Genomic DNA, 20,315 nt, shown 5'->3' on the forward strand with positions numbered 1-20,315 from the left:
TTCCATTGCTGCAAGGGCGGCCGAACCTATTCTTTTTTGTTCTTCGGCACGGTAGTCGAGTCCGGTACTTCATCCGCTGTCTCCCGATCATCGCGTATGCCCGTTATCTCCTCAGCAGCTTCCGTTAGCGGAGCAGGGATCGGTCGTTGGCTGGACGGAGCCGATACCCTTCCCCTTCTTTCTTTCACCCAATAGATCCCGGCAAGCAGTGCAGTTAATCCTAACCCCACCACCAACCCGGTCCCTTGTCCGGAAATAAAGGGCATGCTCACGATAATGGCGATCATCCCGATCAGACCAACCCAGGACGTATAGGGGTAACCTGGAAGCTGACATGTAGCTTCCGGAGAGCAGGGCGTTACCCGCCGCCAGCGATAATGGGAGGCCAAAATGATAAAGTAGGAGAACAAGAGCGAATATCCTCCGCAGCTGACCAGAAAGAGGTACACCTGCTGAGGCAGCAGGTACCCCATCGCCAAACCGAGCAGCATAGCGGCTCCCGAGAACAGGATACCCCTATACGGGATATCATGCCGGTCTTTCAGCCATGCCGGGGCATGGCCTTCCGCTGCCAACGAACGCAGCATCCGGGCAAGGCCAAATGTCGAAGCCAGCATCGTAGACAGAATCGCCGTAATCATCACAATATTAATCAGCGTCCCAGCCCATCCCATGCCCCAGCGGGTTAGAGCTAAAACTAACGGACTTTGGTCCGCGATCATCCCCTGTGTTGGATACAACATCAGAATCACTGCGATCGCAGCGATATACAAGGCGAGCAAACTGATCAGAGTCATATTAATGGCCCGAGGAATCGTCTTTTTCGGGTTCTCCACCTCTGAAGCGGCTAGGCCAATGACCTCAAATCCCGAATAGCTGAACATCACGATAAGCATACTGCCCGCTATCCCTGCAATCCCCCCGGGAAACCACGCTTCATTTCGCAGTTCGCCTCCCCCCGCTGCTGGAGTCCCCGGAATCCAGCCCGCTATCAAGGCCAGCCCGATGACGATGAACCCGACGATGGCCAGCAGCTTCACCGCTGCCAGACCGCTCTCCAGCTTGCTCAGATAATCGGCACCAAGCAAATTAAGCAGCGTGATTCCGACGATAATGAGCATGCCCATCGCAACCTCCGAAAAGCTCGGGAACCATTCCCTAAGAAAGGTGGACGCCGCGATCGATTCACTGGACATCGCCAGAATCAAGCCCACCCAATACACCCAACCGGTAATAAAGCCAACGCTGCGTCCCAAACTCCGCTCCGCATACGTACGAAACGAGCCTGGCACAGGGTCAGCCACCGTCATTTCCGAGAGGGCATAGAGAATGATGTAAACCAGCAATCCGCCAAGGATAAACGATAGCAAAATGCTGGGACCCGCTGCTTGAATCGCCACGCCGGAACCGAGAAAAAACGAACCCCCGACGATCGTCCCCAGCCCCAGCATCGTTAAATGAAACGTCGAGATTCCTTTTTCGCCAGTCTTGCCATTGCCCATAAGCCAAGCCTCCCTCAAGCTCTTCGTAAACTATAGGGAGTATTGGCGTAAATTAACGAAATTATGTTGAATAAGTTTAGATATGGACTACATAGCAGCTTCTTTTCGCCATCGTTCCGCTTGTTCCCGAACCATCAAGACGAATTGCTCCAATGCAGGGGATCGCCACTTCTTCCGGTGTAATGCCAACTGTGTCGCCACCCGCTGCGATTCGTCATTCCAGTTCAGCTTCACCAGCTTGCCTTCTTCAAGCTCGCTGCGCACGGTGACCCGCGGCAAGAAGGAGACTCCCAGCCCGGAGATCACACACTGCTTGATCGCTTCGATGCTCCAAAACTCCAAGTTCGAGTCGCTCGCTTTTGTTTCTGATGTTTTGCTTTATAGCCGTCATGCTGCTTTACGGAACCGGGACAATGTCACTCAGCACGCTGATCCAATTTCCGAACGCAACCTTTATTCTCACGTACATGGGCGGCTGCGCTGCCGGAATTCGGCTCCTCAAAGGCAGCCGTATCGGCGTTGTCCTCAGCTGGATTTCGTTTGCGGCTACAGCCGTCGTATTCCGTTCACCGGCTGGGCCATGCTCTACCCGCTGCTGATCGCGCTGTTATGCCTCGGGATCCAGCTGCGCTTCAGCCGGCGGAAAGCCACTTCTCTGGATATCTAATTTAATACGGTCGTCACGAGGCTGCGGCGAAACAGCATCTGGTCTGTCCATCGCAGCCTTGCTTAAATCCGTCCTTCATCAAAATAGGTGACTTCCACCCCTCTGGCCACAATGGAGCTAATCCCTTCCGGATAATAGGGCATCAGTTCGTCTGCGCGCTCCACGTCAACCCATGCGATATCCAATATCTCCTCTGGACGGGTAATCTCCGGCTTGCCCCCCGTAATTTCCGCGCGGAACGTCAGCAGGATGACATGCTCCTCGTTTTTTATATGTACAAATTCATTCACAGCCACGATCCCGTGAACCTTCACATCCAGTCCTGTCTCCTCTTTCCCTTCGCGGATCGCCGCGATCTGCAGCGTCTCGCCAGGCTCCACCGCGCCTCCAGGCAGCGTCCAGGCTTCGTTTTCATTTTGCACCATGAGCACTTTGGTTCTCGTCTCATCGGGGATTAGCAAATATACCACATCTGTTCGTTTCATCGTTAGCCTCCAAATAATAAGTCCAATATCGTCGAAAATTTACCCGATGGCTGTCCCCGAAGCACATCTGGATCGTAGATTTCCACATGACCACAGTTCAGGCAGGAGACGAATAAATAATGGTTGTGCTGGATGTCCATCAGTTTGCTCAACCCGGTGCCGGTCATGGCCACTTCTTTCACCGCAGCTTGCCGTTTTCCGCACTTGCTGCATTTGAAACGACGCTCCAGCACCTCTTCGAGATCGAAGTAATCCCCAACCCGAGGAGGATCAACAAGGTCCCCCGATCCCGGCCCGGGGAATCCCTCCAGATGCTCAGGCAGCACCTCATGTTTGCATTCAGGACAAACGTCAGCAACCAATATGACCTGTTCTCCGCACCAAGGACACTGAATCACGCTTCACGCCTCCTTTAGGATTAGGCCTCAAATATTTTGCCCATATAATACTCATCGACGTAATTTCCATCCACTCGAATCGAATTTCGTTTGACGCCCTCGACTTCAAAGCCAACTTTCTTGTACAGAGCAACGGCCCGTTCATTAGGGATCATCACCGTTAACTCGAACTTGGTGATCTCCGTCTCCGCACGCCATGCCTCAGCAGCCTGGAATAAGCGGGTTCCGATCCCTTTGCCCGAGTAGGCTTGAGTGATGCCGACCACGATGTAACCGACATGCTTCGTTCGGTTGGCTTGACCGCCAAACACGGCCAAATAACCAACCAACTTCCCTTGATCCTCCGCTACCAGAATTGTGGAGCCGGCTTCGGACAGAATCGATTGAATCCGCTCCCGCTGTTCTTCAGCCGTCGTGTTACGTTCTCCCGGTTCATAGAGCATAAATTTCGTTTCTTGGTCCAGTTGCAGGCATAGTTTCAAAAAGCGCTCAGCGTCATCCACTCGAATTTCTCGAATTTCAATCATTTCGATCTCTCCATTGGTTACTCATGCTCGTTCCCGTTCTCCTTCGCTGCCCACTTGGCGGCTACCTGATCCTCACCTTTGAAATAATCAACTTGGCCGGCGCTCTCGTAAACTTCTTGGTAGGGTAAAATATTGATCTTCCCTGAATCAGGATATTCACAAACGTCCAGCCCCATGTTCGTACGAATATCCAGGTACTTGCACGGCTTCTCCGTATGGTTAAATAGCTGATGCGCCCCCGAGGGCCCCATTTCGAAGAACACGATATCCCCGGTATGTACTTCCTGATGCCCTTCCGGCGTCCGAAGCATCGCACTGCCTTCCAGAATGACGAAGAGTTCTTCTGCATTACGATGAAAATGATAAGGAAAAGAGTACTTCCCTGGATCCAGCGAACGGATATCAAACGTTAAATGCTTGGAGCCGGCCAGCTCTGCCAAGCGCTCGCTTGTATGCCAAGCGAACTCTGGCACGGGCGATTGCTTCTGATGATACTTCACACGGTCTGCATGATATAAATGTGCCATGTCTCTCCCCCTAATAAACAAATACCCGGCCGCCGATCATTGCTTCCTGGGGCCGGGTCATACGTTGGTCTTCTCATTATACATAATTTCAGACCGATTCGAGTATTCGCTTTCGTCTACAACGAGAAAGTTTGAGCTAGAACCTCGTGAAGGCCGGGCAACCCTTCGATTTCCACGCGTTCGATCGTCTCAACGAAAGAGATGCCTTGCTTCCGGTAAATTTTCTTCCAGAAAGCTACGGCAACAGCGTTATTCTGCAGCTGCTCCACCCGGATTTGGCCCTTCAAGCGCCGCATAATTTCGAAGACGGCCGTCTCCGCCGTTTTACCTCCGCGATATTTATGAAGCACGAACATCTCCTGCACCGTAAAGTCAATCTCCTCGGGCACAAACGGTGGGGCGCAAACCAGGATGAAGCCGGCTACTTTCCCCGAACAATAGATGAAATAAGGATGCAGTTCTTCCCGCTCCAAGTAAAGGGAAGTGTTCGCCAGATCAAATCGCCCGTCTTCCCCCGGTTCCTCGCCAGTAAACGCCGATAAATCATGCAAGTACAGCTGAAACAAATTAAAAAACAGCGAGCTTTGAGAAGGTAAAATAGGTGCGATTCGAACTTCCATGCACTAGCCCTCCTTGGTTTCGCGATTTCGAATTACCTTCCTCTTTTGTCCCGGAGATAGATATCTAACGCTTCGATGCCCCGGTGGGCCAGCCTAATAAACAAGATCAAGGCATATAAAATTAAGCCAGCGAGAACAAGATAAAACAAGAAAAGGAGAGCGGGTAGCACCCCAATCACTCCTACACCGGTCATACCTATCAACTCCTCACCTTAATCCATTTTGAACAGCTCGTGTTCTCAGAGGTCTACCGAAGGACTACCCCCGACTCCGACCAGCGTCTTGACCTCCGCCAAGTGGCGAATCTCATAAGTCGGCTGTTGGTTCAGTGTATTCGGGCGGTCATTCGGGTTATACCAACAGGTATCGATCCCGTAGTTTAGACCACCCTTTATGTCAGAAGTCAACGAATCCCCAACAATTAACACCCGGCTTTTGTCCGCTGGCCGAAGCCCCAATGCTTCAAACGCATAGTCAAAAATCCCCGGATGCGGCTTCGAATACCCCGTGTCTTCAGAAACGATGACAGCCTCGAACATTTGCGCCAATGCCGATCCGGCAATTCGGCTCACCTGCACCTTTTTGATGCCGTTGGTGATGATCGCCAGGTGAAACCCAGCTTCCTGCAATTCGCGGCAGAGCTCAGTTGCGCCTTCCAGCAGGAAGGTCCCCTCCCCAAGCAGCTCCAAATAGCGCTCACTAATCTCCTCTACCTGAGAGCGGGGAGTTACGCCGAGCTCCTTCACCAGTCTGGCGAACCGTTCCGTCCGCAAAGTGACCTGCGTCACCAGTCCCTGCTCCAAATCGCGCCACAGCTGCTGGTTAATGGTCTGATATGCCCGCATCACGTCGTCGGTACAAGGAATGCCCGCCTCCGTAAGCGTTCGGCTTAAGGCGTGGTTTTCCGCCTTCGGGTAATCAAATAATGTGTCGTCCGCGTCGAATAAAAGATGCGTATAAGTCATGGGGCTCCTCCTGTTGCATTCTCTATCCTCAAAAAATATTTACTGGCATCCGCTCAGGATCATTATTCACTTCCACTTATGCCCTTGCTTTAATCGGAATGTATAATTCGACCTTCGCCTTGCCCTGCGTGTCCTGCGCCGGATCGTTCATACTGAACTCCAGACAGTACCGATCATCCGGGTCGTATCCGCTGTCCGGCAGCCAATTTCCGAATATGCTCTGGTACAGCAGCGCAAGCTTTTCCGATGTATCATAAAAATAAAACTTCGCATAAAGCCCGCCCGGCAGCGTTTGGAAGCCGATCTCCGGCGGGGCATCCGCACGGCTAAGCGTATTCGGCACGGTGACGCAGGCATCGTACCGGCATTCCTCCTCCTCGGTCACGGCTGGATCGTCCAAGGAAATCCCGATAAAAGATTGCTCCGGCGGAAATAGCTGATGCTGCGCCGCCCACTTACCTAACTTTGCCCAGGCCTGATAGGTTTCCAGATAACTTCCGACATGTCTTACATACGCTACTTCCATCATGGGAAGCTCTACAATGTTGGCTTGCATTTGCCAAACCCTCCTTAACAAACTGTTTTTTACAGTTTGATCATAAAGGTTTGGCGCGGCATCGGCTTCCTGCCGATTGCGGTCCGATTGCGAAATATTGCGATCTTGCCGAGCTTGCCGAGCTTGCTCTCGCATCGCGGTTGGTGTACGACCAAAGTGCTTCTTGAACGCTGCATTAAAGCTGGAAGCAGACTCAAACCCGCAACTCAGCGCAATTTCCAGCACAGGTTGGTTGGTCTCCCGCAAGTAAGCTGCGGCCCGGGTTAGACGCTGCTTCATGATGTACGCAAACGGCGTCTCCCCCGTCACCGAGGTAAATATCCGCGAGAAATGATACTTCGAGAAGTGGGACAATTCGGCCAATTGATCCAAGTTTAGCTTCTGATGCAAATGCGCATCGATATACTTACAGACCTGACCCACCCTTTCCCGGTAATCGTTCATCTCGCTTCTTGCCTCCCCGAAGTCCCTTCCCAATAGAAGGGCCGTTCGAGGAGAGGAGGCAGCTTGGTGGCACGGTCTCCTTTGGCAGCATTGATCTGGGCTTGCGTCAAGAACAAGCTCTCCGAAAGATCGGCTCCCCTTACATCGGCATCTCGCAGATCCGCCCCAATCATATCGGCACCGCGCAGGTCCGCTCCCCGCAGATCCGCAGCGATCAGGTAAGCGCCTCTTAAAAATGCGCCTCGCAAATCCTCGCCCCGCAGCTTGGCACCAACCAGATCAGCCCCACGCCCAAAGCTTCTGTGCCGTCCAGAAGATGTACCAGCCTTCCGCAGCGCTTCAGCGCGAACGCGCTCACTCACCTCGAGCAACAACTCGTTGACCTTCGCGCGATGTGCTGCCACATCAAAGCGGATTAAGTCGTCCAGTTTGGCGGATGTCAACCGTTCCGTCTCGTCATAACTCATCCGCAAACGTTCATGTAAATGGCTGACCTGAGGCAGACTTAACGCTTCATCCAAGTACCAGAGCAATTCATGCAGCTGCCACATGATCGGAAACACATCAAACATCAGCTTGGATGATCCAGGCGCCTGGCGCCAACTCACTCCCGCGAAAGTGACCTGTGACACCCTTTGTCCTGCGCCAAAGCAATCGTAAACGGTGCACCCTCGGTACCCCTGTTCCCGAAGATTGCCGTGAATGCCGCAGCGGAAGTCATCCTGCAAATGACCGCAGGGCTGTCCAGCTGCTTTGTTCACAGCGAAGTCCACCGAAGCCGCAAAAGGCAGGGCTGTACAACACAAGCCAAAGCAATGCTCGCAGTCGGCCTGCAACTCGAAACGACGTCGGCCATCTGCCGGCTCCTTGGTTGTTCTATTGTCAGACATCGTCAAATTCCCTCACTTTTTGCCTATCGTCGTGTCTCTAATATAAACAAGGAACCGGGAAATGCATAGAGTTTCTTAACGATTCGGATCGCTGATTTGCGCTAAATGATGACGTGCATGCCGAATATAATCTTCATACAATTCCTCAAGAGTCATCCCCAACAATCCCATCTTAGTCTAGAACAGGGGTGGAAGTAAATGCCTATTTCCTAACTTTTGACTAATCCAAAAAAGCCTGCCGAAGCAATACAGATACCTGCTCCGACAGACTTTTAGCGATTGTTATGAGTTAACCTTTTTCATATCGTATTCATTCATTTTGCTACTCTCTCACTGCTCTCTCTTTATTTCAACTTCGCAACAGTAACGGCGACCTGCTCCAGTTGTGTCGAACTTAACTTCCCGTCCGGCGAACTCAGTGTAACGAACCGGTCGTCCAGCTGGAAGGACAGCATCGGCGTTTCGGATGGCGTGTACCATTTCGCTTTCGTACCGTTGGACAAGGTGACTGTTTTCCCTTCATAGTCATAGGCGTAGTCCCGCGGGGAAATCGTAACCGTCATATGATCAAAGATCAGATTTACGCCATCACCGGATTCGCCAACCATTTTGAAGGTATCCCCTTGGACCATTTGCTGAGGCGCGTAAGGCGTCTCAAAGGATTCGAATTGGGCAAACGCTTTTTTGATTTTTTCCATTTGAGCATTCGTATAGTTCACAGGAGTTAAGCTGGTGTCCGAATCCGGAGTTCCCGAAGATGGGCTGCCAATCTGCACCAGGTGCTGGCTCGCATCATAGTTCACCGAGACCTTAAGCACGTCTCCCAAAGCCCGTACTGGCAAATACGTCGTGCCATTATGGGTAATCGGCGCTAAAGGACGGCCTTGCCCGTCAACTGGAGCATAGGTTTTGCCATCGACCTGGATGCCGATTTGATTGTTCAGGTAGGCGTTGATTTTCTGCAATTTTGACCCGGCATAAACTCCGGCAGCTCCGGATAAGGTCATGCCTACTACAGCGAAAGCTAAAATGGATTTTTTCATGTTGTTGTTCATGTCGTTAGTTCCTCTCCCTAAATGAATTTGTTTTACTTAAAATCGATCACTTGAGTGACGAGCAGCGATTTCGGATCGTCCACCGTAATGCCCAGCCGTTGGCCCGATGGGCTCCAGCTTAACGGATAGATCGCGTGAGGAGGCGGATCGACCGATGCGTAATAAGGAGCGAGCGGAGACACCTGTCCGGAGCCGGTGTCAAAAATATACACGCCATTCATCCCCGGCTTATTCTCGGAATACACATCAAAGGCCAGCTTAGTGGAATCTGGAGACCACGTTACGTAAGAGATGACGTCGCCTTTGCCAATTAGTGTCCCTTGAAGGCTGCCCGCGGAGTCGTAGATCAACAGCTCACTTCCCTGAAAAACACCCGATTGGGTCACCGTAGATACCGCGATATAGCGGCTGTCCGGGGAAATTTGAAACTCCCAGACATCGCGGATTAAGCTGACCGGCTTCGATTGACCCGGATCAAATACCTTCAAAACGTTATAATTATCGGTATAGTAGATCCTGCCGTGACTGACGCCAAAATGGATAAACACATCGATGTCGGGATCGTCTAACATAAGCAGCGTCACCTTCCCGTCTGCTGCGGAAATTTGCCGGATTTCTCCTCGGCCTTCCATCGAGCCGGCGGCTAAAATGTACGTTTCCTCGTTTAGCCACCCGCCCAGTTCCAGGTAGTTCTCTCCCGGGATGTGCAGGATTTCCCCCGTTTGACGATTCTCTACAAAGTTGTCGGCCGTGTACTTATTCTTCCATTTCTGAATGAAACGGTACCGTCCATCTGGAGACGGGAACTCCTTCACAAGCATGTAGCCGTCCATCTGCTGTCCCTCCTCTCCCGCAGGCTCACGTGTCTGGCCGGTCACCAGGTTCACGATCGAGACCTCATAGGCGTATTGCGGTTCCTCCGTCGCCGTCCCGGATTTGACCAGTCGGGTCTTTTCCACCTTCACCTCGTCCTCCGAAATCCAGGACTGGATGCTCGAATCTTCAATGGCATGCATCCTGACGACGCGGACTTCCCGGCCAGGCGATTGTGGCTGTGCGTCTACAACCGTCAGTTGCCGCTTGGCTTCCGCTGGCTTACCCCCAGTTTGGGCGGGTTGTTGCTGCCCGTTTTGATGCGTCTTAGGGTCAACGACCGTAAGACGTTTCTCATTTGGTTGGCAAGCCGTTACGGTGCCCAACAAGAGCGTTGCTGCCAAAAGTTGAAGGGCAAAGGTGCCCATAGGGTGCTTCATTCCAGGTACCTCCTGCGTTTTTGCCACAGGTGTCGCCGACCTTACCGCTCAACCCCCTTGTTTCGGGGCGGCCCATTCGGTTCTCCCTGTTGACTTCAGTATAGGGAAGACTTTTCACATAAAAATATCCGACTTGTAACGTTCTTGTAACATCGAGTGGAAGTGTAACGGAGGCCGAAACTGCAAAAGTACAGTTCATTTCCCGCTGAGTGCTGAAAAATGGCCATTTAGGTGTAAAAGTGCAGTTCATCAAGGCCCAACCGCCTCTTTACGGCAAAATTGCTCTATGTCAGATGTACTTTTACATTTCATTGGCCCGAAACCAGCGGTTATCCAGGGAATCAAATGTACTTTTGCATTTGAATGCAAAAAAAGCCCCGACTTCTTCAAGTCTGGGCTGAAATGGGCTGGCTTAGCCGCCGCTTCCGGCAGGTTGCGGGCGTTCAAGCGGCAGCTCGATCACAAACGTGGACCCTTCAGGACCGGAAGCCGCCAGCTTCACCGAGCCATGCTGCTTCTCCGCCAAGCTGCGCACCAGCGATAGCCCTAAGCCTGTCCCGCCATGGGCTCTGGACCGGTCGCTGCTGACGGTGTAGAACGGGTCAAAGATGCGAGCCTGCGCCTCCGGTGGAATGCCGATCCCGGTATCTCTCACCTTAATTTGCATCCGGTCGCTGCCATCCACTACCGAGACGGCATCATTGGACAAAAACACTTTTCCTCCGGGCTTATTGTATTTCACGGCGTTATCTAGCAGATTCATTACCATGTGCATCACGTTATCCGCATCGGCCCATACCTTGCCGTCCTGCAGGTCAGTGACGATCTGGATGCCTTGCTGCTCTGCTTTCGCCTGCAGGCGTGAGGCCGCGTCCTCCAGCAAGGACTTCAGGTCCACCAAAGCCGTGTTCGTCTCGAAGTCATAGACGTCCATGGAGGAGAGCTTCAACGCTTTCTCAACCAGCGCATACAATCGCCCCGCCTCCATGCCGATCTGGCGGCACGCCTCGTCAAGCAACACCGGATCATCCCGATACATATTCAACAGGTCCGTATAGGCAAGGATCGAGGTCAGCGGTGTCTTCAGCTCATGGCTGATGTTCCCGATAAACAGCTTCTGTTGCTGCTCCAGCTCCTGCAACCGGGTTACGGCCTCGATCAGTTTGCTTTTCTCATCGGTTAGTTGGGCATGGGTTGTGGCGATTTTTCCGCTCATTTCATAGATTCCCAACGCCAATTCACCCAGCTCATCCTTCCGTCGAACCGTGGGCTCACGAAGGTACTCCCCTTCCCCGATGCGCATGGCGGCGCGGTTGAGCCGCGTAATCACATTGGCCTGTCGCCAGACATAGAGGTAGCCGAGCAGAAATCCCCCAACCAGTACGGCCGCGCCAACCAGCCAGAACAGACGCTGAATTCTTTCGTAAAAAGCGTGCTGTTCTGCAAGGGACACATGAAACTGGACCGTCCCCGCCGGCTGCTGATCCATCGTATAAAGCGGTGCCAGATACAACAGCTGATCGCCTTGCGTGATATACGCGGACTGTCCTTTGGCTGTATAAGCCAGCGCGTCCTGAACGTCCGCCTTGGGCTGGAACGGCAACGAGGTGCCGGCAAGCGAGCCGTCCAGCTTATATAGTGTGACCGGAAGTCCGCTTTCGGCACCTAAATTGACGGCAAGGTCTTGCCCGCTGAGCTCCATAAACGCGTCTGGATCCGGCAAGCCGCTCGTCAACGCTTCTTGGCGGACCCGAAGGTTCGCGGTTTCCGCCTCTGCAGCCAGCATTTGCTCCAAGCGCTGGCGCTGATCCTCGCGGATCCCGGCCAATACCAGCAGGCTAAGTACAGCAATCACCGCAGTTAGCAGGAAAGCCAGCAGCAGCGCGGCTCTCCATTTCAGGCCAAACCGTAAACTCCGCTGTTTCATGATGAAGGCTCCACGCTTTTATAACCGATACCGTAGACGGTTTGAATGCAATCGTTCCACGGGCCCAGCTTCTTACGCAGCCGTTGCACATGCATGTCCACCGTTCGCGTACCGCCCGCGAAATCCATGTCCCACACCTGCTCCAAGAGCGCTTCCCGCGAATACACCCGTCCCGGATGCCCGGCGAGGAGTGCCAGGATATCGAATTCCTTTGGCGTTAAATCGATCAGGGTGTCTCCGGCATGAACCGTCCGATTGAGTAGATGGATCGTGAGTCCCCCCAGCCGTATACGTTCCTGCGCCTCGCCGGAATTGGCCTGGATCGCCCGCGGGCCGCGACGGGTCAGCGCCTTCACCCGAGCGACAAGCTCACGCATATCAAACGGCTTAGTCATGTAATCGTCTGCTCCGAGCTCTAATCCCAGCACTTTATCCACGATGTCGTTTTTGACGGTTAGCAGCAGGATCGCTGGCCGCGACGGCCGCCCCTCCAGCTTGCGGCAAACCTCGTATCCGCTTAGCTTTGGCATCATCACGTCAAGCACCATCACATCCGGTTTGAACATCTCAACCTGGTCCAAAGCTTCTTGCCCGTCCGCTGCCGTCTCCACCGTATACCCTTCCCTCCGAAGCGCGTACGACACAGCTCCAGAAATACTCGCTTCATCATCTACTACAAGCACCTTGGTCATGCTATAACTCCCTTTACATCAAGCTCAAAAAATAATGATAAAACTCCGTATCCCGTTCATACCCGCTCGTTTCATACAATCTTTGGGCCCGGACGTTCGTCATCGCCGTCGACAGCTCCAAGCCTTTCGCGTTCGTCCGCTGAGCGTGGGATTTGGCTGCTTCCAAGAGCAGCTTCGCCGCGCCCTGGTTCCGATATTCCTCCCGCACGTATAAATCGTTTAAAATCCATACTCGTTTCATCGAGATGGAGGAAAAGGACGGATACAGCTGCGTAAACCCAACGGCGGTCCCACTGACCGAATCGATGGCCAGAAAGACGACGGATTCATGCCGGCTTCCCCTTTCCGCCAGAAAACGCCGGGCTCCTTCGAGATCTGAAGCTTGTTCATAAAATTGGCGATACTCGTCAAACAGCCGTGCCAAGGGCTCCAGGTCACCCGACTGTGCTTCACGGACGATTAATGATGAAGATTTCATCGGTTTAGCTCCTTATGTCAAATAATCAACTACTCGATGTTCACACCGCCGGCAACCAACGATAGCTCGTGCAATTCCATCGGAGCCTCGAGCAGCAACCGGAACTCAAACCTACGGGGTTCGGTACCATCAGTAAAATACTTCAACTCAACGCCTCCATCACCGCTTACGTGCTCAATTCCAATAACCGGCGGAGCTGCCACTGCCGCTCCTGCTCGGTCTTTGCTTTGACCGCTTCCGCATTGTCCACAGCATAGGCGAGCGCCTTGGCGGCGTAGGTGGCGCTATGCGCCGCGTGCCCCGCCACATGCGCAGTAGCCGCCGCGTGGCCCGCCGCTCGCGCCGCAGCGCTGGCGGAGGCATGGCCGGCATCATGCGCCGCGTTATGCGCGGCAACTGCTGCTGCGCGGGCCGCGGCCATGCTGACTTCGCCGCGCACCCAAGCGCGTGCCGCTTCGATCGCTTGCCGCGGCCGCAGGTCCTCCGGCCGTGCCGCCTCGAAGCAAGGCAGTACGCGTTCCGCGCATTCCGACGCCCATAACGCCAGCGTTCGCTGGTCCGTCCGCTCCGCTTGGTCTGCGATGGCTCGTTTGATGTTCACATCAACAAACTTCCTGGATTCCAATGTGGATTTTCCCCTTTCCCCGATAAGAAGCTAGTTAGAACAATCCCCAGTAGAAAATAAGAACGAGCGCCAGAATCACAGCGGCTGCTATGGCCAGGTTTTGGATCAAACTTCCGTAGAAGCCTTTGAGGTGAGTATAGATTTCCGTTAAGAGTAAGATCCCGGCAAAGATCGTGACAATCATGCCCAGGCTGCGAATAATAATGAAAATGACTTGGATGAGAAAGAAGCCCGACGTCGGGAATGGAACCAAGCTAAAACCGACGCCGACCAAAAAAGCATATAACAAGCTCTTTTCCTTGTTCAGCTGAAGTCACCTCCTAGCTTCTCGTTCATACCGCACACGTCTATACCTTTTATATATGCTGGCGCCCAGCAGAAAACCCGCCGCGTTCAGAATAAGGAGGTGATCCGGTCAAATAACATTTGATAATACTCGTCCGAATTGGGCGTAAAATCCGCGAGCCGCCACGTGGCCTGTTCTTCTCGCAGTCCTCCATTGTCTTCATCTACGTAAACTCCCTCTGACGACAGTTCATCACGAGTCCCGCAGCGCAGCTCCTGTAGAGCCTGCAAGCTCACCCAATACAGCCCTGTCAACTCTTCGGTCTGGATATGATAATCGAGCAAGGACTGTTCATTTTCGTAGATGAAGACATGGTTGACCTCACGGTCAATCACATCGGGTGAAGGGAAATGCTCTTGAGCTACCTTGCCGAGATACGTCAGGTCCTCAACCGGGATCGCTAACCCAAGCTCCTCCTTCAGTTCACGGATTCCGTCCTTAACGTCTTCTCCGGCTTGGAGATGCCCTGCACAAGACGTATCCAATAACAACGGGAACACATCTTTGTTGGGATGCCGACGTTGAAATAACAAATAAATTTCACCCTGGGCATCCCGTTTCATAATCCAGCAATGAAAGGTTTGGTGCCACAGCCCTTTGGCATGAACCTCTTGTCTTGGAGCTGTACCCAGCTTTTTCATATCCTTCGTGTAGATGTCAAACAATTCGGTTTCGCTCATGTTGTCCTCCAAGTGGGTTCATATCAGCCCATTGTTTTACGCCTGATGCTTCACTCCACCAAGCAATACTTCCTTATATATAACGGTGAGCTCTCGCAAAATGTCCAAGCTCTCTTCCACCCGTCCCGTTTCCAATCCATGGTTAGCCCCGGGGATGGGCACAATTTTCAGTCGGTCTGATGCCTTCAGTCGACTTGCCAATCCGGGAGGAAACACATCATCCTTCGTCCCGTAAACGACAACCGCTTGAGTTTCATGGATATACGGAAGCGTATCGGAAATTGGCGTCAAATAAATATGCCGGATTTCCTCGGCTCTAACTCCCAATCTGCGATGGACTTCACCGGCCACCACCGTCCCCAGGCTTTTGCTGATGAACACGATTTCCTCATAACTGCCAATGACCTGCCGTATCGCCTGTTCACAATCCTGAATCACCTGCGGAATTTCCCGATACTCAAGCTCCTTACGAGCGGCTTGGTAACCGTACTCGAGCGCCAGAATATCATATCCGCACTCCCGGGCTGCAAGCGCGGCATAATGCAGGGTGGGGCGATCGCAAGAGTAGTTTTTGCCGGGAAACAAAACCACCAGCTTTCGATTGGAGTCCGTGACTTGGATATATTTCACGCTAATCTCGGTCTTCCAATAGGAAGGAAACTTCAGAGTGGACGCTTTCATCTTTGATCCTCTCCTCTCGATATTAGAGTAACTCCAGATTACCTATAGCTGAAACCGCTCCTGAATGATTTGAGTCGTCTCCCTTTCGCATAAAATACAACCCGGCTCTCGTATACATTTAGCCGGGTCATGCAGCATATGTTCTATTCGCGGCGGGGCAGCTTCGCATCCAGAAAATTCGTCTGGCAATTGTCCCGCAGCAGTTCCATGTAGATTTCGTCGAAGTAAGTATTGTTCACATAGTAGCTTTGCGATCTGCGGCCAAACTCGCGGAACCCCGCTTTTTCGTAGCATCGGATGGCCGGTTGGTTGAACTCAAAAACGCGCAGCATGATGTTGTTGAGATTCAAGATCTTAAATCCATATTCGCATAGGAGTTGCAGCGCCTCGGTGCCGTATCCTTGCCCCCGCTGCCCCTCATCTCCCAAGAAGATCCCCGCCTCAGCCACCCTGCGGACATGATCGATAGCAAATAACGAACAATTGCCTAGCAACTGATCTCCATCCAGTCGAACAATGGCATAATTTTGACCTTCCTTGGCCAAGTCTTCCAGAAATCTCTGCTCCCGTTGCAACCCGATCACGTCACGGGATGTCCCTAGCCGGACGGAAACGGTAAGATCGTTGATCCAATCAGCATACGTCTCCGCATCCTCTGGATTTACCGGGGACAAGTACAGTCTGGACCCCACCAGCTTCTTAAAATACTTCATCGGTTATCACCCTCTCTCTCGTGCGCTTGGATTCACCTTCGTGCCAGCCACCAGATCGTGGCAAGTCCGGCTTCCCTTAGTGGAAAATAATATCACAAGATAAACGATCATTAAACCGTTCGGCAGGTAAATCCAGCCTGGATGCGCCGGCGTATCCACGCTCCACCAGGGTTCGGGCACCAAGATGATGGTATGGGCCATCTCCCACGGCAACAAGCGTACCGCCGTTCTAGCCAATGCTTGCCCGATTTGGATCGGATCACCTTGGCGATTGGTGACGCACAGGTTAAGCCACTTTTTCCCGAACGTCTGTCCATGACGCAACTCCATCACAATAAAATAACTCCATACCGGCAACGACATCGTAGCCAGCACCCATAGTTCAATTTCAATCCCCTTGTCAAATTCGCTAAAGGGGAAGCCGGAAGCGGCGAAATTCACCAGCCATTGTACTGCGACCAAAACAACTGCCAGCATCGTGAAATCGATCCAATAGGCCAACAACCTCTTCAGAGCGAGTCTCATATCTCACCCGCCGATTCTTTGGGATATACAAGGATGATCATATTCGCTCCAGCCTTAACGCCATATAATCTTCATCAAAATAAGCTCCATCCCATTTTAAAGCTCTTCGCTCGGTTCCATACAGCTGAAACCCAAGAGAGGCGTAAAGCCTTCGAGCCGAATCATTGGTTGAGACCACCGTTAAATTCAGCTGTTCCAGCCCCTCCATCCGCTTGGCACGTGCGATGAGTTCTTCCATCAACGCCAAGCCGATCCCCTTGCCGCGCATCTCCGGGGTAACATACAAACCAAATACGTTTGCTTTGTGCCAGGTTTTGGGAGAACATTCTCGAATCAACGTAACGATACCAACCAAGTTCTCATGCTCGTCGAAAGCGCCCAGTACAAAGCGGTCTTCGTTTGCTTTGATACGCTCCGCCACCATCTCGATCGTAAAGGCCACTTCCCGCTCAAAGGTCGAACCGAAGGCATCCGGATATTCCTGCAATCCTTGCAATCGCAGGCTTTGATAAACTTGCGCATCGCCCTCTTTTAATATTCGCAGATTCATAGCTATCCCCCGTTCCATCTTGAATTGATACCAGAATACCAGAACCCCATCAATTTGAAAAACCTGTAAAAAAGTTGTTGTAAAACAAACCTTTAAATGGTAATCTATGTAATGATAGCGCTATCATAACAAGATCGAAACCGGTTTAGTATGAATTTCGCATTTGGACTGTCAGCCCAATCCATTCAATTTTGAAAGGAGCGATTGTTCATGATGCTAAAACGCGGTAAACCGATTCTCCTCTTCCTGGTGCTTACCCTCCTGGTCGTCTTTATTCCCGTCCCCAACACAACAAGCGCGGCTCCCAACTGGCAGTTGGTCTGGAGCGATGAATTTAACGGTTCCTCGTTAAATCGAGGCGTATGGACCCCCGAAATTGGCACCGGCTATAACGGATGGGGGAACAACGAACTTCAGTATTATACCGACAGGCCGCAAAACGTACAGGTTACAGGCGGCAATCTGGTCATCACCGCTCAGCGAGAAAATTATGAAGGAAGAAACTATACCTCCGCACGAATCAAAACCCAAGGCTTAAAGAGCTTCAAGTACGGCAAGATCGAAGCCCGCATAAAGATTCCTACTGGACAAGGCATATGGCCGGCATTCTGGATGCTGGGCGAAAGCTTCAGAGATGTCGGTTGGCCTTACTGTGGAGAAATCGATATTATGGAACATGTCAACAATGAATCGGTTGTCCACGGAACCGTCCATTGGGACGCCAATGGATATGCCTCTTACGGCCGGGCTTCGGGCAATTTGGATTTCTCGCAATTCCACACGTACTCGATCGAATGGGATCCGAGCTATATCCGCTGGTTCGTTGACGGCGTTCAGTACAACGAGATCTATATCGCCAACGGAACCGGAAATACAGAAGAATTCCAGAAGCCGTTCTTCATTCTGCTGAACCTCGCCGTTGGCGGTAACTGGCCGGGCAGCCCGAACGGCTCGACACCGTTCCCGGCACAAATGCTTGTGGATTATGTTCGCGTCTATCAGGATCAAGGGGGATCCTCTCCCGTGCTTGAGAACGGTGCGGTATACACCATCGCCTCCAAAGTCAGCGGCAAGGTACTGGATGTCACGGATGTCTCCACTGCGGACGGCGCTAAAATTCAGCAATGGACCAACTATTCCGCCAGCAACCAACGTTTCCGTCTGGAATCTACCGGCGACGGCTATTATAAGCTGACCGCCATTCATAGCGGCAAGGTGTTGGACGTGCCTAGTGCAAGCACAGCCGCTGGCGTACAGCTACAGCAATGGACGGATAACGGTACGGACGCGCAGCGGTGGCGGATCGTGGATGCCGGCGGCGGATACTTCAAGCTGATCTCCAAAGCCAGCGGTTTGGTCATGGATGTATCTGGCGCTTCAACAGCGGACGGAGCGGCGGTACAGCAGTGGACCGATAACGGCACAGATGCGCAGAAGTGGATGTTTACGAAGGTAAACTAAGCTAAAACTTCAGAGCAAAGGGGCGGAATTTCACTTTCGCCCCTTTTAGTGTGCTAGCAGGTTGTTATGCCCCCTGTTCAAGGTTGGTCGCTAAATTCGATCGAGGGGTTCCGGCGAATCAGCTCTTGAATGAATCGCTCCTGATCCACCGGCGAAATGACGACGCTGCCCAGGACACCGTTCCGGTAATGGATTTCGATTGCATCCCGCGAGAATAAAAGCCGATATCCCAGCCAGATATTCGGTTGACGCGTGATTCGAGTGATATCGTTATAACGGATTTTCGAACGAAACATCCCGCCTTTAACTAGCAGCAGATCTTCTCTAATCACATAGGAGATATCCAGTGCTAACCAAGCCAGTAATAGGGTGACGAGCGCATCGGGCACGATGATCCCTACAAGCTCCGTTCGTGTTAACGCTTTTGGGTCAAGCAGCAACGGCCAGAGCAGTACGAGATTAGCAACGAAGAGAAAGAATAGCCAAAGGCATACAAATAACGGATCCCGTTTCGTTTTGAATCGCATAGTCAGCCCTCCTGCAATTCACGTTTACGAGTATCGTCGAGATATTGCCGGATGTATCCGGGTGTTATGTGCGTTTTTGTATTATTTTACGATCAGGCCAAGCAGTTTGGCAAAGCCGATCGCTTGCTCCGGGGAAACAGTACAACCTGCCAAAGCATAGGCGGGGATGTCAATGCGTTCGAACGTACAGGTGCTAATATCTATCCCCTTTAGCGAGGTATCGTTAAAATCCGCCTCATTCAGATCCGAGTTCAGCAGCTCAATCTCTTTGAATTTAGCGCCGTAGAAATTCGCATTCTGCAGAGAACAGTCCTGAAATCTCACTTGCTTTAAGGAAGCTTCCACAAAATCGCATAAATTCATCACGCAACGTTCAAACAGCACGGAGCCCGCATTTATTTTGGACAAATTCAACCCCGTCAACTTGCAATCCTTGAAATGCACCCGGTGGATGATGGCTTTCTCCAGCACCGCGTTGGATAAATCGCAATTTTCCAACACGACGTCGGTCATGTCCATTCGCTCAAAAGCGGTACTAACAAAGGAACAACCCCGAAGCCTCACTTTGGATAAAATGCATTTTTCGATATTCCCGTACTCATAGGATGCACCCGCCACCGATGCTCCAACCAGCTCATGGTCCTCATCGTCCAGCACATCCGCCCAACCCGCTTCCGTTAATTCAGCCGTAAGCTGCGGAGGGCTAAATTTCGTTTTTTTACTCGTACTCATCAGGCTTCCTCCCGGTTGACGTCTTCGCGAGCTCATTTACTTCATCGATCAATCTTCGGAGTTCTTGGATGCTTTCGCGGATTCCCTTCGGGTCCGGGCCCAGCTTGGCGTAAACCCCATCCAATCGTTCCTTGTAACGTTCCGGTCGGATTGCAAACGATTGAATGTTGCGCACCGCTACAGAAAATCCACATGGTATCCGCCGATGATCAGCCAACCGCCGCCATTCACCCCGGGCCCCCATTCGCCGATCCCTGTCATCAGGTTGTTGCGGTGCTGATCATCAAGTTCCTTGGCGATTTGATTCAGTCTAGCAATATCTAAGCCGTTCTCGCCATCATAGTACAGACCGATATCAATATCTGAATCGGGACGATAAGTATTCGTCGCCCGCGACCCTCCCAGAACGATGGCTTGAAGACCTTCTGTTCCCTGCAGTTGATTCACGATACGTTCCAATATGAGCTCTATTTCCATGGTAGCCCTCCA

27 protein-coding genes and 1 pseudogene are annotated in these 20,315 nt (G+C 52.2%); 2 read left to right on the forward strand and 26 right to left on the reverse strand.

Annotated elements, in window-relative coordinates:
• Positions 1-26: 26 nt before the first annotated feature.
• Positions 27-1,502 carry an amino acid permease gene (locus M891_RS0103440; RefSeq protein ID WP_028537832.1) on the reverse strand — a complete coding sequence of 492 codons (1,476 nt, stop codon included), beginning with the start codon at positions 1,500-1,502 and terminating at the stop codon, positions 27-29.
• An 87-nt stretch (positions 1,503-1,589) separates the two neighbouring features.
• Complete coding sequence (locus M891_RS0103445; protein WP_232228279.1) at positions 1,590-1,844, reverse strand: LysR substrate-binding domain-containing protein; 255 nt, start codon at positions 1,842-1,844, stop codon at positions 1,590-1,592.
• 14 nt (positions 1,845-1,858) lie between these two features.
• Here M891_RS0103445 and M891_RS25235 point away from each other — a divergent pair.
• A pseudogene (locus M891_RS25235) lies at positions 1,859-2,169 on the forward strand (amino acid permease); the annotation flags it as partial.
• Between the two features lie 62 nt (positions 2,170-2,231).
• On the opposite strand, the gene M891_RS0103455 reads toward M891_RS25235, so the two are convergent.
• From M891_RS0103455 to M891_RS0103560, 20 genes are all read right to left on the reverse strand, one after another.
• The gene (locus M891_RS0103455) at positions 2,232-2,654 is read right to left on the reverse strand and encodes an NUDIX hydrolase (RefSeq protein ID WP_028537835.1); all 423 of its coding nucleotides are present in this window, start codon (positions 2,652-2,654) and stop codon (positions 2,232-2,234) included.
• A gap of 2 nt (positions 2,655-2,656) precedes the next feature.
• On the reverse strand, positions 2,657-3,052 hold the full coding sequence (locus tag M891_RS26065) for a zinc ribbon domain-containing protein (RefSeq protein WP_307719219.1): 396 nt from the start codon (positions 3,050-3,052) through the stop codon (positions 2,657-2,659).
• Between the two features lie 20 nt (positions 3,053-3,072).
• Positions 3,073-3,579 (reverse strand): GNAT family N-acetyltransferase, encoded by a 507-nt coding sequence (locus M891_RS0103465; protein WP_028537837.1) that lies wholly within the window; start codon positions 3,577-3,579, stop codon positions 3,073-3,075.
• 17 nt (positions 3,580-3,596) lie between these two features.
• Positions 3,597-4,106, reverse strand: coding sequence for a cupin domain-containing protein (locus M891_RS23245; protein ID WP_051416820.1), 510 nt, complete (start codon positions 4,104-4,106; stop codon positions 3,597-3,599).
• Positions 4,107-4,222: 116 nt separating this feature from the next.
• Positions 4,223-4,726 carry a GNAT family N-acetyltransferase gene (locus M891_RS0103475; protein ID WP_028537838.1) on the reverse strand — a complete coding sequence of 168 codons (504 nt, stop codon included), beginning with the start codon at positions 4,724-4,726 and terminating at the stop codon, positions 4,223-4,225.
• A gap of 239 nt (positions 4,727-4,965) precedes the next feature.
• Entirely contained in the window at positions 4,966-5,691 is a 726-nt protein-coding gene (locus M891_RS0103485) for a YjjG family noncanonical pyrimidine nucleotidase (RefSeq protein ID WP_028537839.1), read from the reverse strand.
• Between the two features lie 76 nt (positions 5,692-5,767).
• On the reverse strand, positions 5,768-6,691 hold the full coding sequence (locus M891_RS0103490) for an AraC family transcriptional regulator (protein ID WP_028537840.1): 924 nt from the start codon (positions 6,689-6,691) through the stop codon (positions 5,768-5,770).
• On the reverse strand, positions 6,688-7,581 hold the full coding sequence (locus M891_RS0103495; RefSeq protein ID WP_028537841.1) for a pentapeptide repeat-containing protein: 894 nt from the start codon (positions 7,579-7,581) through the stop codon (positions 6,688-6,690). Before M891_RS0103495 ends, M891_RS0103490 begins: the two co-directional genes overlap by 4 nt.
• A 344-nt stretch (positions 7,582-7,925) precedes the next feature.
• Complete coding sequence (locus M891_RS0103500; RefSeq protein ID WP_036699291.1) at positions 7,926-8,636, reverse strand: hypothetical protein; 711 nt, start codon at positions 8,634-8,636, stop codon at positions 7,926-7,928.
• 32 nt (positions 8,637-8,668) lie between these two features.
• Positions 8,669-9,889 carry a WD40 repeat domain-containing protein gene (locus M891_RS0103505; protein WP_028537843.1) on the reverse strand — a complete coding sequence of 407 codons (1,221 nt, stop codon included), beginning with the start codon at positions 9,887-9,889 and terminating at the stop codon, positions 8,669-8,671.
• A 412-nt stretch (positions 9,890-10,301) separates the two neighbouring features.
• Positions 10,302-11,816: a sensor histidine kinase gene (locus M891_RS0103510; protein WP_028537844.1), complete on the reverse strand. Its 1,515-nt coding sequence runs from the start codon at positions 11,814-11,816 to the stop codon at positions 10,302-10,304.
• A complete protein-coding gene (locus M891_RS0103515; protein WP_028537845.1) occupies positions 11,813-12,508 on the reverse strand; it encodes a response regulator transcription factor in 696 nt (231 codons plus the stop codon). The genes M891_RS0103510 and M891_RS0103515 overlap by 4 nt, the downstream gene beginning before the upstream one ends.
• A gap of 13 nt (positions 12,509-12,521) precedes the next feature.
• The gene (locus M891_RS0103520) at positions 12,522-12,986 is read right to left on the reverse strand and encodes a GNAT family N-acetyltransferase (RefSeq protein ID WP_028537846.1); all 465 of its coding nucleotides are present in this window, start codon (positions 12,984-12,986) and stop codon (positions 12,522-12,524) included.
• A 166-nt stretch (positions 12,987-13,152) separates the two neighbouring features.
• Positions 13,153-13,611 carry a putative immunity protein gene (locus M891_RS0103530; protein ID WP_051416821.1) on the reverse strand — a complete coding sequence of 153 codons (459 nt, stop codon included), beginning with the start codon at positions 13,609-13,611 and terminating at the stop codon, positions 13,153-13,155.
• Positions 13,612-13,645: 34 nt separating this feature from the next.
• Positions 13,646-13,900: a hypothetical protein gene (locus M891_RS0103535; RefSeq protein WP_028537848.1), complete on the reverse strand. Its 255-nt coding sequence runs from the start codon at positions 13,898-13,900 to the stop codon at positions 13,646-13,648.
• A gap of 104 nt (positions 13,901-14,004) precedes the next feature.
• Positions 14,005-14,637, reverse strand: coding sequence for an NUDIX hydrolase (locus M891_RS0103540; protein ID WP_028537849.1), 633 nt, complete (start codon positions 14,635-14,637; stop codon positions 14,005-14,007).
• A 36-nt stretch (positions 14,638-14,673) separates the two neighbouring features.
• A complete protein-coding gene (locus M891_RS0103545; RefSeq protein WP_028537850.1) occupies positions 14,674-15,318 on the reverse strand; it encodes an alpha/beta hydrolase in 645 nt (214 codons plus the stop codon).
• Between the two features lie 143 nt (positions 15,319-15,461).
• Positions 15,462-16,031, reverse strand: coding sequence for a GNAT family N-acetyltransferase (locus M891_RS0103550; protein ID WP_028537851.1), 570 nt, complete (start codon positions 16,029-16,031; stop codon positions 15,462-15,464).
• 6 nt (positions 16,032-16,037) lie between these two features.
• On the reverse strand, positions 16,038-16,556 hold the full coding sequence (locus tag M891_RS0103555; RefSeq protein ID WP_028537852.1) for an RDD family protein: 519 nt from the start codon (positions 16,554-16,556) through the stop codon (positions 16,038-16,040).
• Between the two features lie 37 nt (positions 16,557-16,593).
• The gene (locus M891_RS0103560) at positions 16,594-17,106 is read right to left on the reverse strand and encodes a GNAT family N-acetyltransferase (protein ID WP_028537853.1); all 513 of its coding nucleotides are present in this window, start codon (positions 17,104-17,106) and stop codon (positions 16,594-16,596) included.
• 213 nt (positions 17,107-17,319) lie between these two features.
• Between M891_RS0103560 and M891_RS0103565 the strand changes: the two genes are divergently transcribed.
• Entirely contained in the window at positions 17,320-18,567 is a 1,248-nt protein-coding gene (locus M891_RS0103565; protein WP_028537854.1) for an RICIN domain-containing protein, read from the forward strand.
• A gap of 77 nt (positions 18,568-18,644) precedes the next feature.
• Here the strand turns inward: M891_RS0103565 and M891_RS0103570 are convergent, their stop codons facing one another.
• The 4 genes from M891_RS0103570 to M891_RS0103585 form a co-directional block, all read right to left on the reverse strand.
• Positions 18,645-19,094, reverse strand: coding sequence for a PH domain-containing protein (locus M891_RS0103570; protein ID WP_028537855.1), 450 nt, complete (start codon positions 19,092-19,094; stop codon positions 18,645-18,647).
• 81 nt (positions 19,095-19,175) lie between these two features.
• On the reverse strand, positions 19,176-19,826 hold the full coding sequence (locus M891_RS0103575) for a pentapeptide repeat-containing protein (protein WP_028537856.1): 651 nt from the start codon (positions 19,824-19,826) through the stop codon (positions 19,176-19,178).
• Positions 19,813-20,001, reverse strand: coding sequence for a hypothetical protein (locus M891_RS0103580; protein ID WP_028537857.1), 189 nt, complete (start codon positions 19,999-20,001; stop codon positions 19,813-19,815). The genes M891_RS0103575 and M891_RS0103580 overlap by 14 nt, the downstream gene beginning before the upstream one ends.
• Positions 20,002-20,003: 2 nt before the next feature.
• Positions 20,004-20,303: a nucleotidyltransferase domain-containing protein gene (locus M891_RS0103585; protein ID WP_028537858.1), complete on the reverse strand. Its 300-nt coding sequence runs from the start codon at positions 20,301-20,303 to the stop codon at positions 20,004-20,006.
• Positions 20,304-20,315: the final 12 nt, after the last annotated feature.

This window comes from Paenibacillus sp. J14 (assembly GCF_000518465.1).
In the GTDB taxonomy this organism is placed as follows: Bacteria; Bacillota; Bacilli; order Paenibacillales; family Paenibacillaceae; genus Fontibacillus; species Fontibacillus barengoltzii.

Coding starts and splice junctions, on each gene's coding strand:
- M891_RS0103440 (WP_028537832.1), bottom strand. CDS start 1,502: ATGGGCAATGGCAAGACTGGCGAAAAAGGAATCTCGACGTTTCATTTA.
- M891_RS0103455 (WP_028537835.1), bottom strand. CDS start 2,654: ATGAAACGAACAGATGTGGTATATTTGCTAATCCCCGATGAGACGAGA.
- M891_RS0103465 (WP_028537837.1), bottom strand. CDS start 3,579: ATGATTGAAATTCGAGAAATTCGAGTGGATGACGCTGAGCGCTTTTTG.
- M891_RS23245 (WP_051416820.1), bottom strand. CDS start 4,106: ATGGCACATTTATATCATGCAGACCGTGTGAAGTATCATCAGAAGCAA.
- M891_RS0103475 (WP_028537838.1), bottom strand. CDS start 4,726: ATGGAAGTTCGAATCGCACCTATTTTACCTTCTCAAAGCTCGCTGTTT.
- M891_RS0103485 (WP_028537839.1), bottom strand. CDS start 5,691: ATGACTTATACGCATCTTTTATTCGACGCGGACGACACATTATTTGAT.
- M891_RS0103490 (WP_028537840.1), bottom strand. CDS start 6,691: ATGAACGATTACCGGGAAAGGGTGGGTCAGGTCTGTAAGTATATCGAT.
- M891_RS0103495 (WP_028537841.1), bottom strand. CDS start 7,581: ATGTCTGACAATAGAACAACCAAGGAGCCGGCAGATGGCCGACGTCGT.
- M891_RS0103500 (WP_036699291.1), bottom strand. CDS start 8,636: ATGAACAACAACATGAAAAAATCCATTTTAGCTTTCGCTGTAGTAGGC.
- M891_RS0103505 (WP_028537843.1), bottom strand. CDS start 9,889: ATGAAGCACCCTATGGGCACCTTTGCCCTTCAACTTTTGGCAGCAACG.
- M891_RS0103510 (WP_028537844.1), bottom strand. CDS start 11,816: ATGAAACAGCGGAGTTTACGGTTTGGCCTGAAATGGAGAGCCGCGCTG.
- M891_RS0103515 (WP_028537845.1), bottom strand. CDS start 12,508: ATGACCAAGGTGCTTGTAGTAGATGATGAAGCGAGTATTTCTGGAGCT.
- M891_RS0103520 (WP_028537846.1), bottom strand. CDS start 12,986: ATGAAATCTTCATCATTAATCGTCCGTGAAGCACAGTCGGGTGACCTG.
- M891_RS0103540 (WP_028537849.1), bottom strand. CDS start 14,637: ATGAGCGAAACCGAATTGTTTGACATCTACACGAAGGATATGAAAAAG.
- M891_RS0103545 (WP_028537850.1), bottom strand. CDS start 15,318: ATGAAAGCGTCCACTCTGAAGTTTCCTTCCTATTGGAAGACCGAGATT.
- M891_RS0103550 (WP_028537851.1), bottom strand. CDS start 16,031: ATGAAGTATTTTAAGAAGCTGGTGGGGTCCAGACTGTACTTGTCCCCG.
- M891_RS0103555 (WP_028537852.1), bottom strand. CDS start 16,556: ATGAGACTCGCTCTGAAGAGGTTGTTGGCCTATTGGATCGATTTCACG.
- M891_RS0103560 (WP_028537853.1), bottom strand. CDS start 17,106: ATGAATCTGCGAATATTAAAAGAGGGCGATGCGCAAGTTTATCAAAGC.
- M891_RS0103565 (WP_028537854.1), top strand. CDS start 17,320: ATGCTAAAACGCGGTAAACCGATTCTCCTCTTCCTGGTGCTTACCCTC.
- M891_RS0103570 (WP_028537855.1), bottom strand. CDS start 19,094: ATGCGATTCAAAACGAAACGGGATCCGTTATTTGTATGCCTTTGGCTA.
- M891_RS0103575 (WP_028537856.1), bottom strand. CDS start 19,826: ATGAGTACGAGTAAAAAAACGAAATTTAGCCCTCCGCAGCTTACGGCT.
- M891_RS0103585 (WP_028537858.1), bottom strand. CDS start 20,303: ATGGAAATAGAGCTCATATTGGAACGTATCGTGAATCAACTGCAGGGA.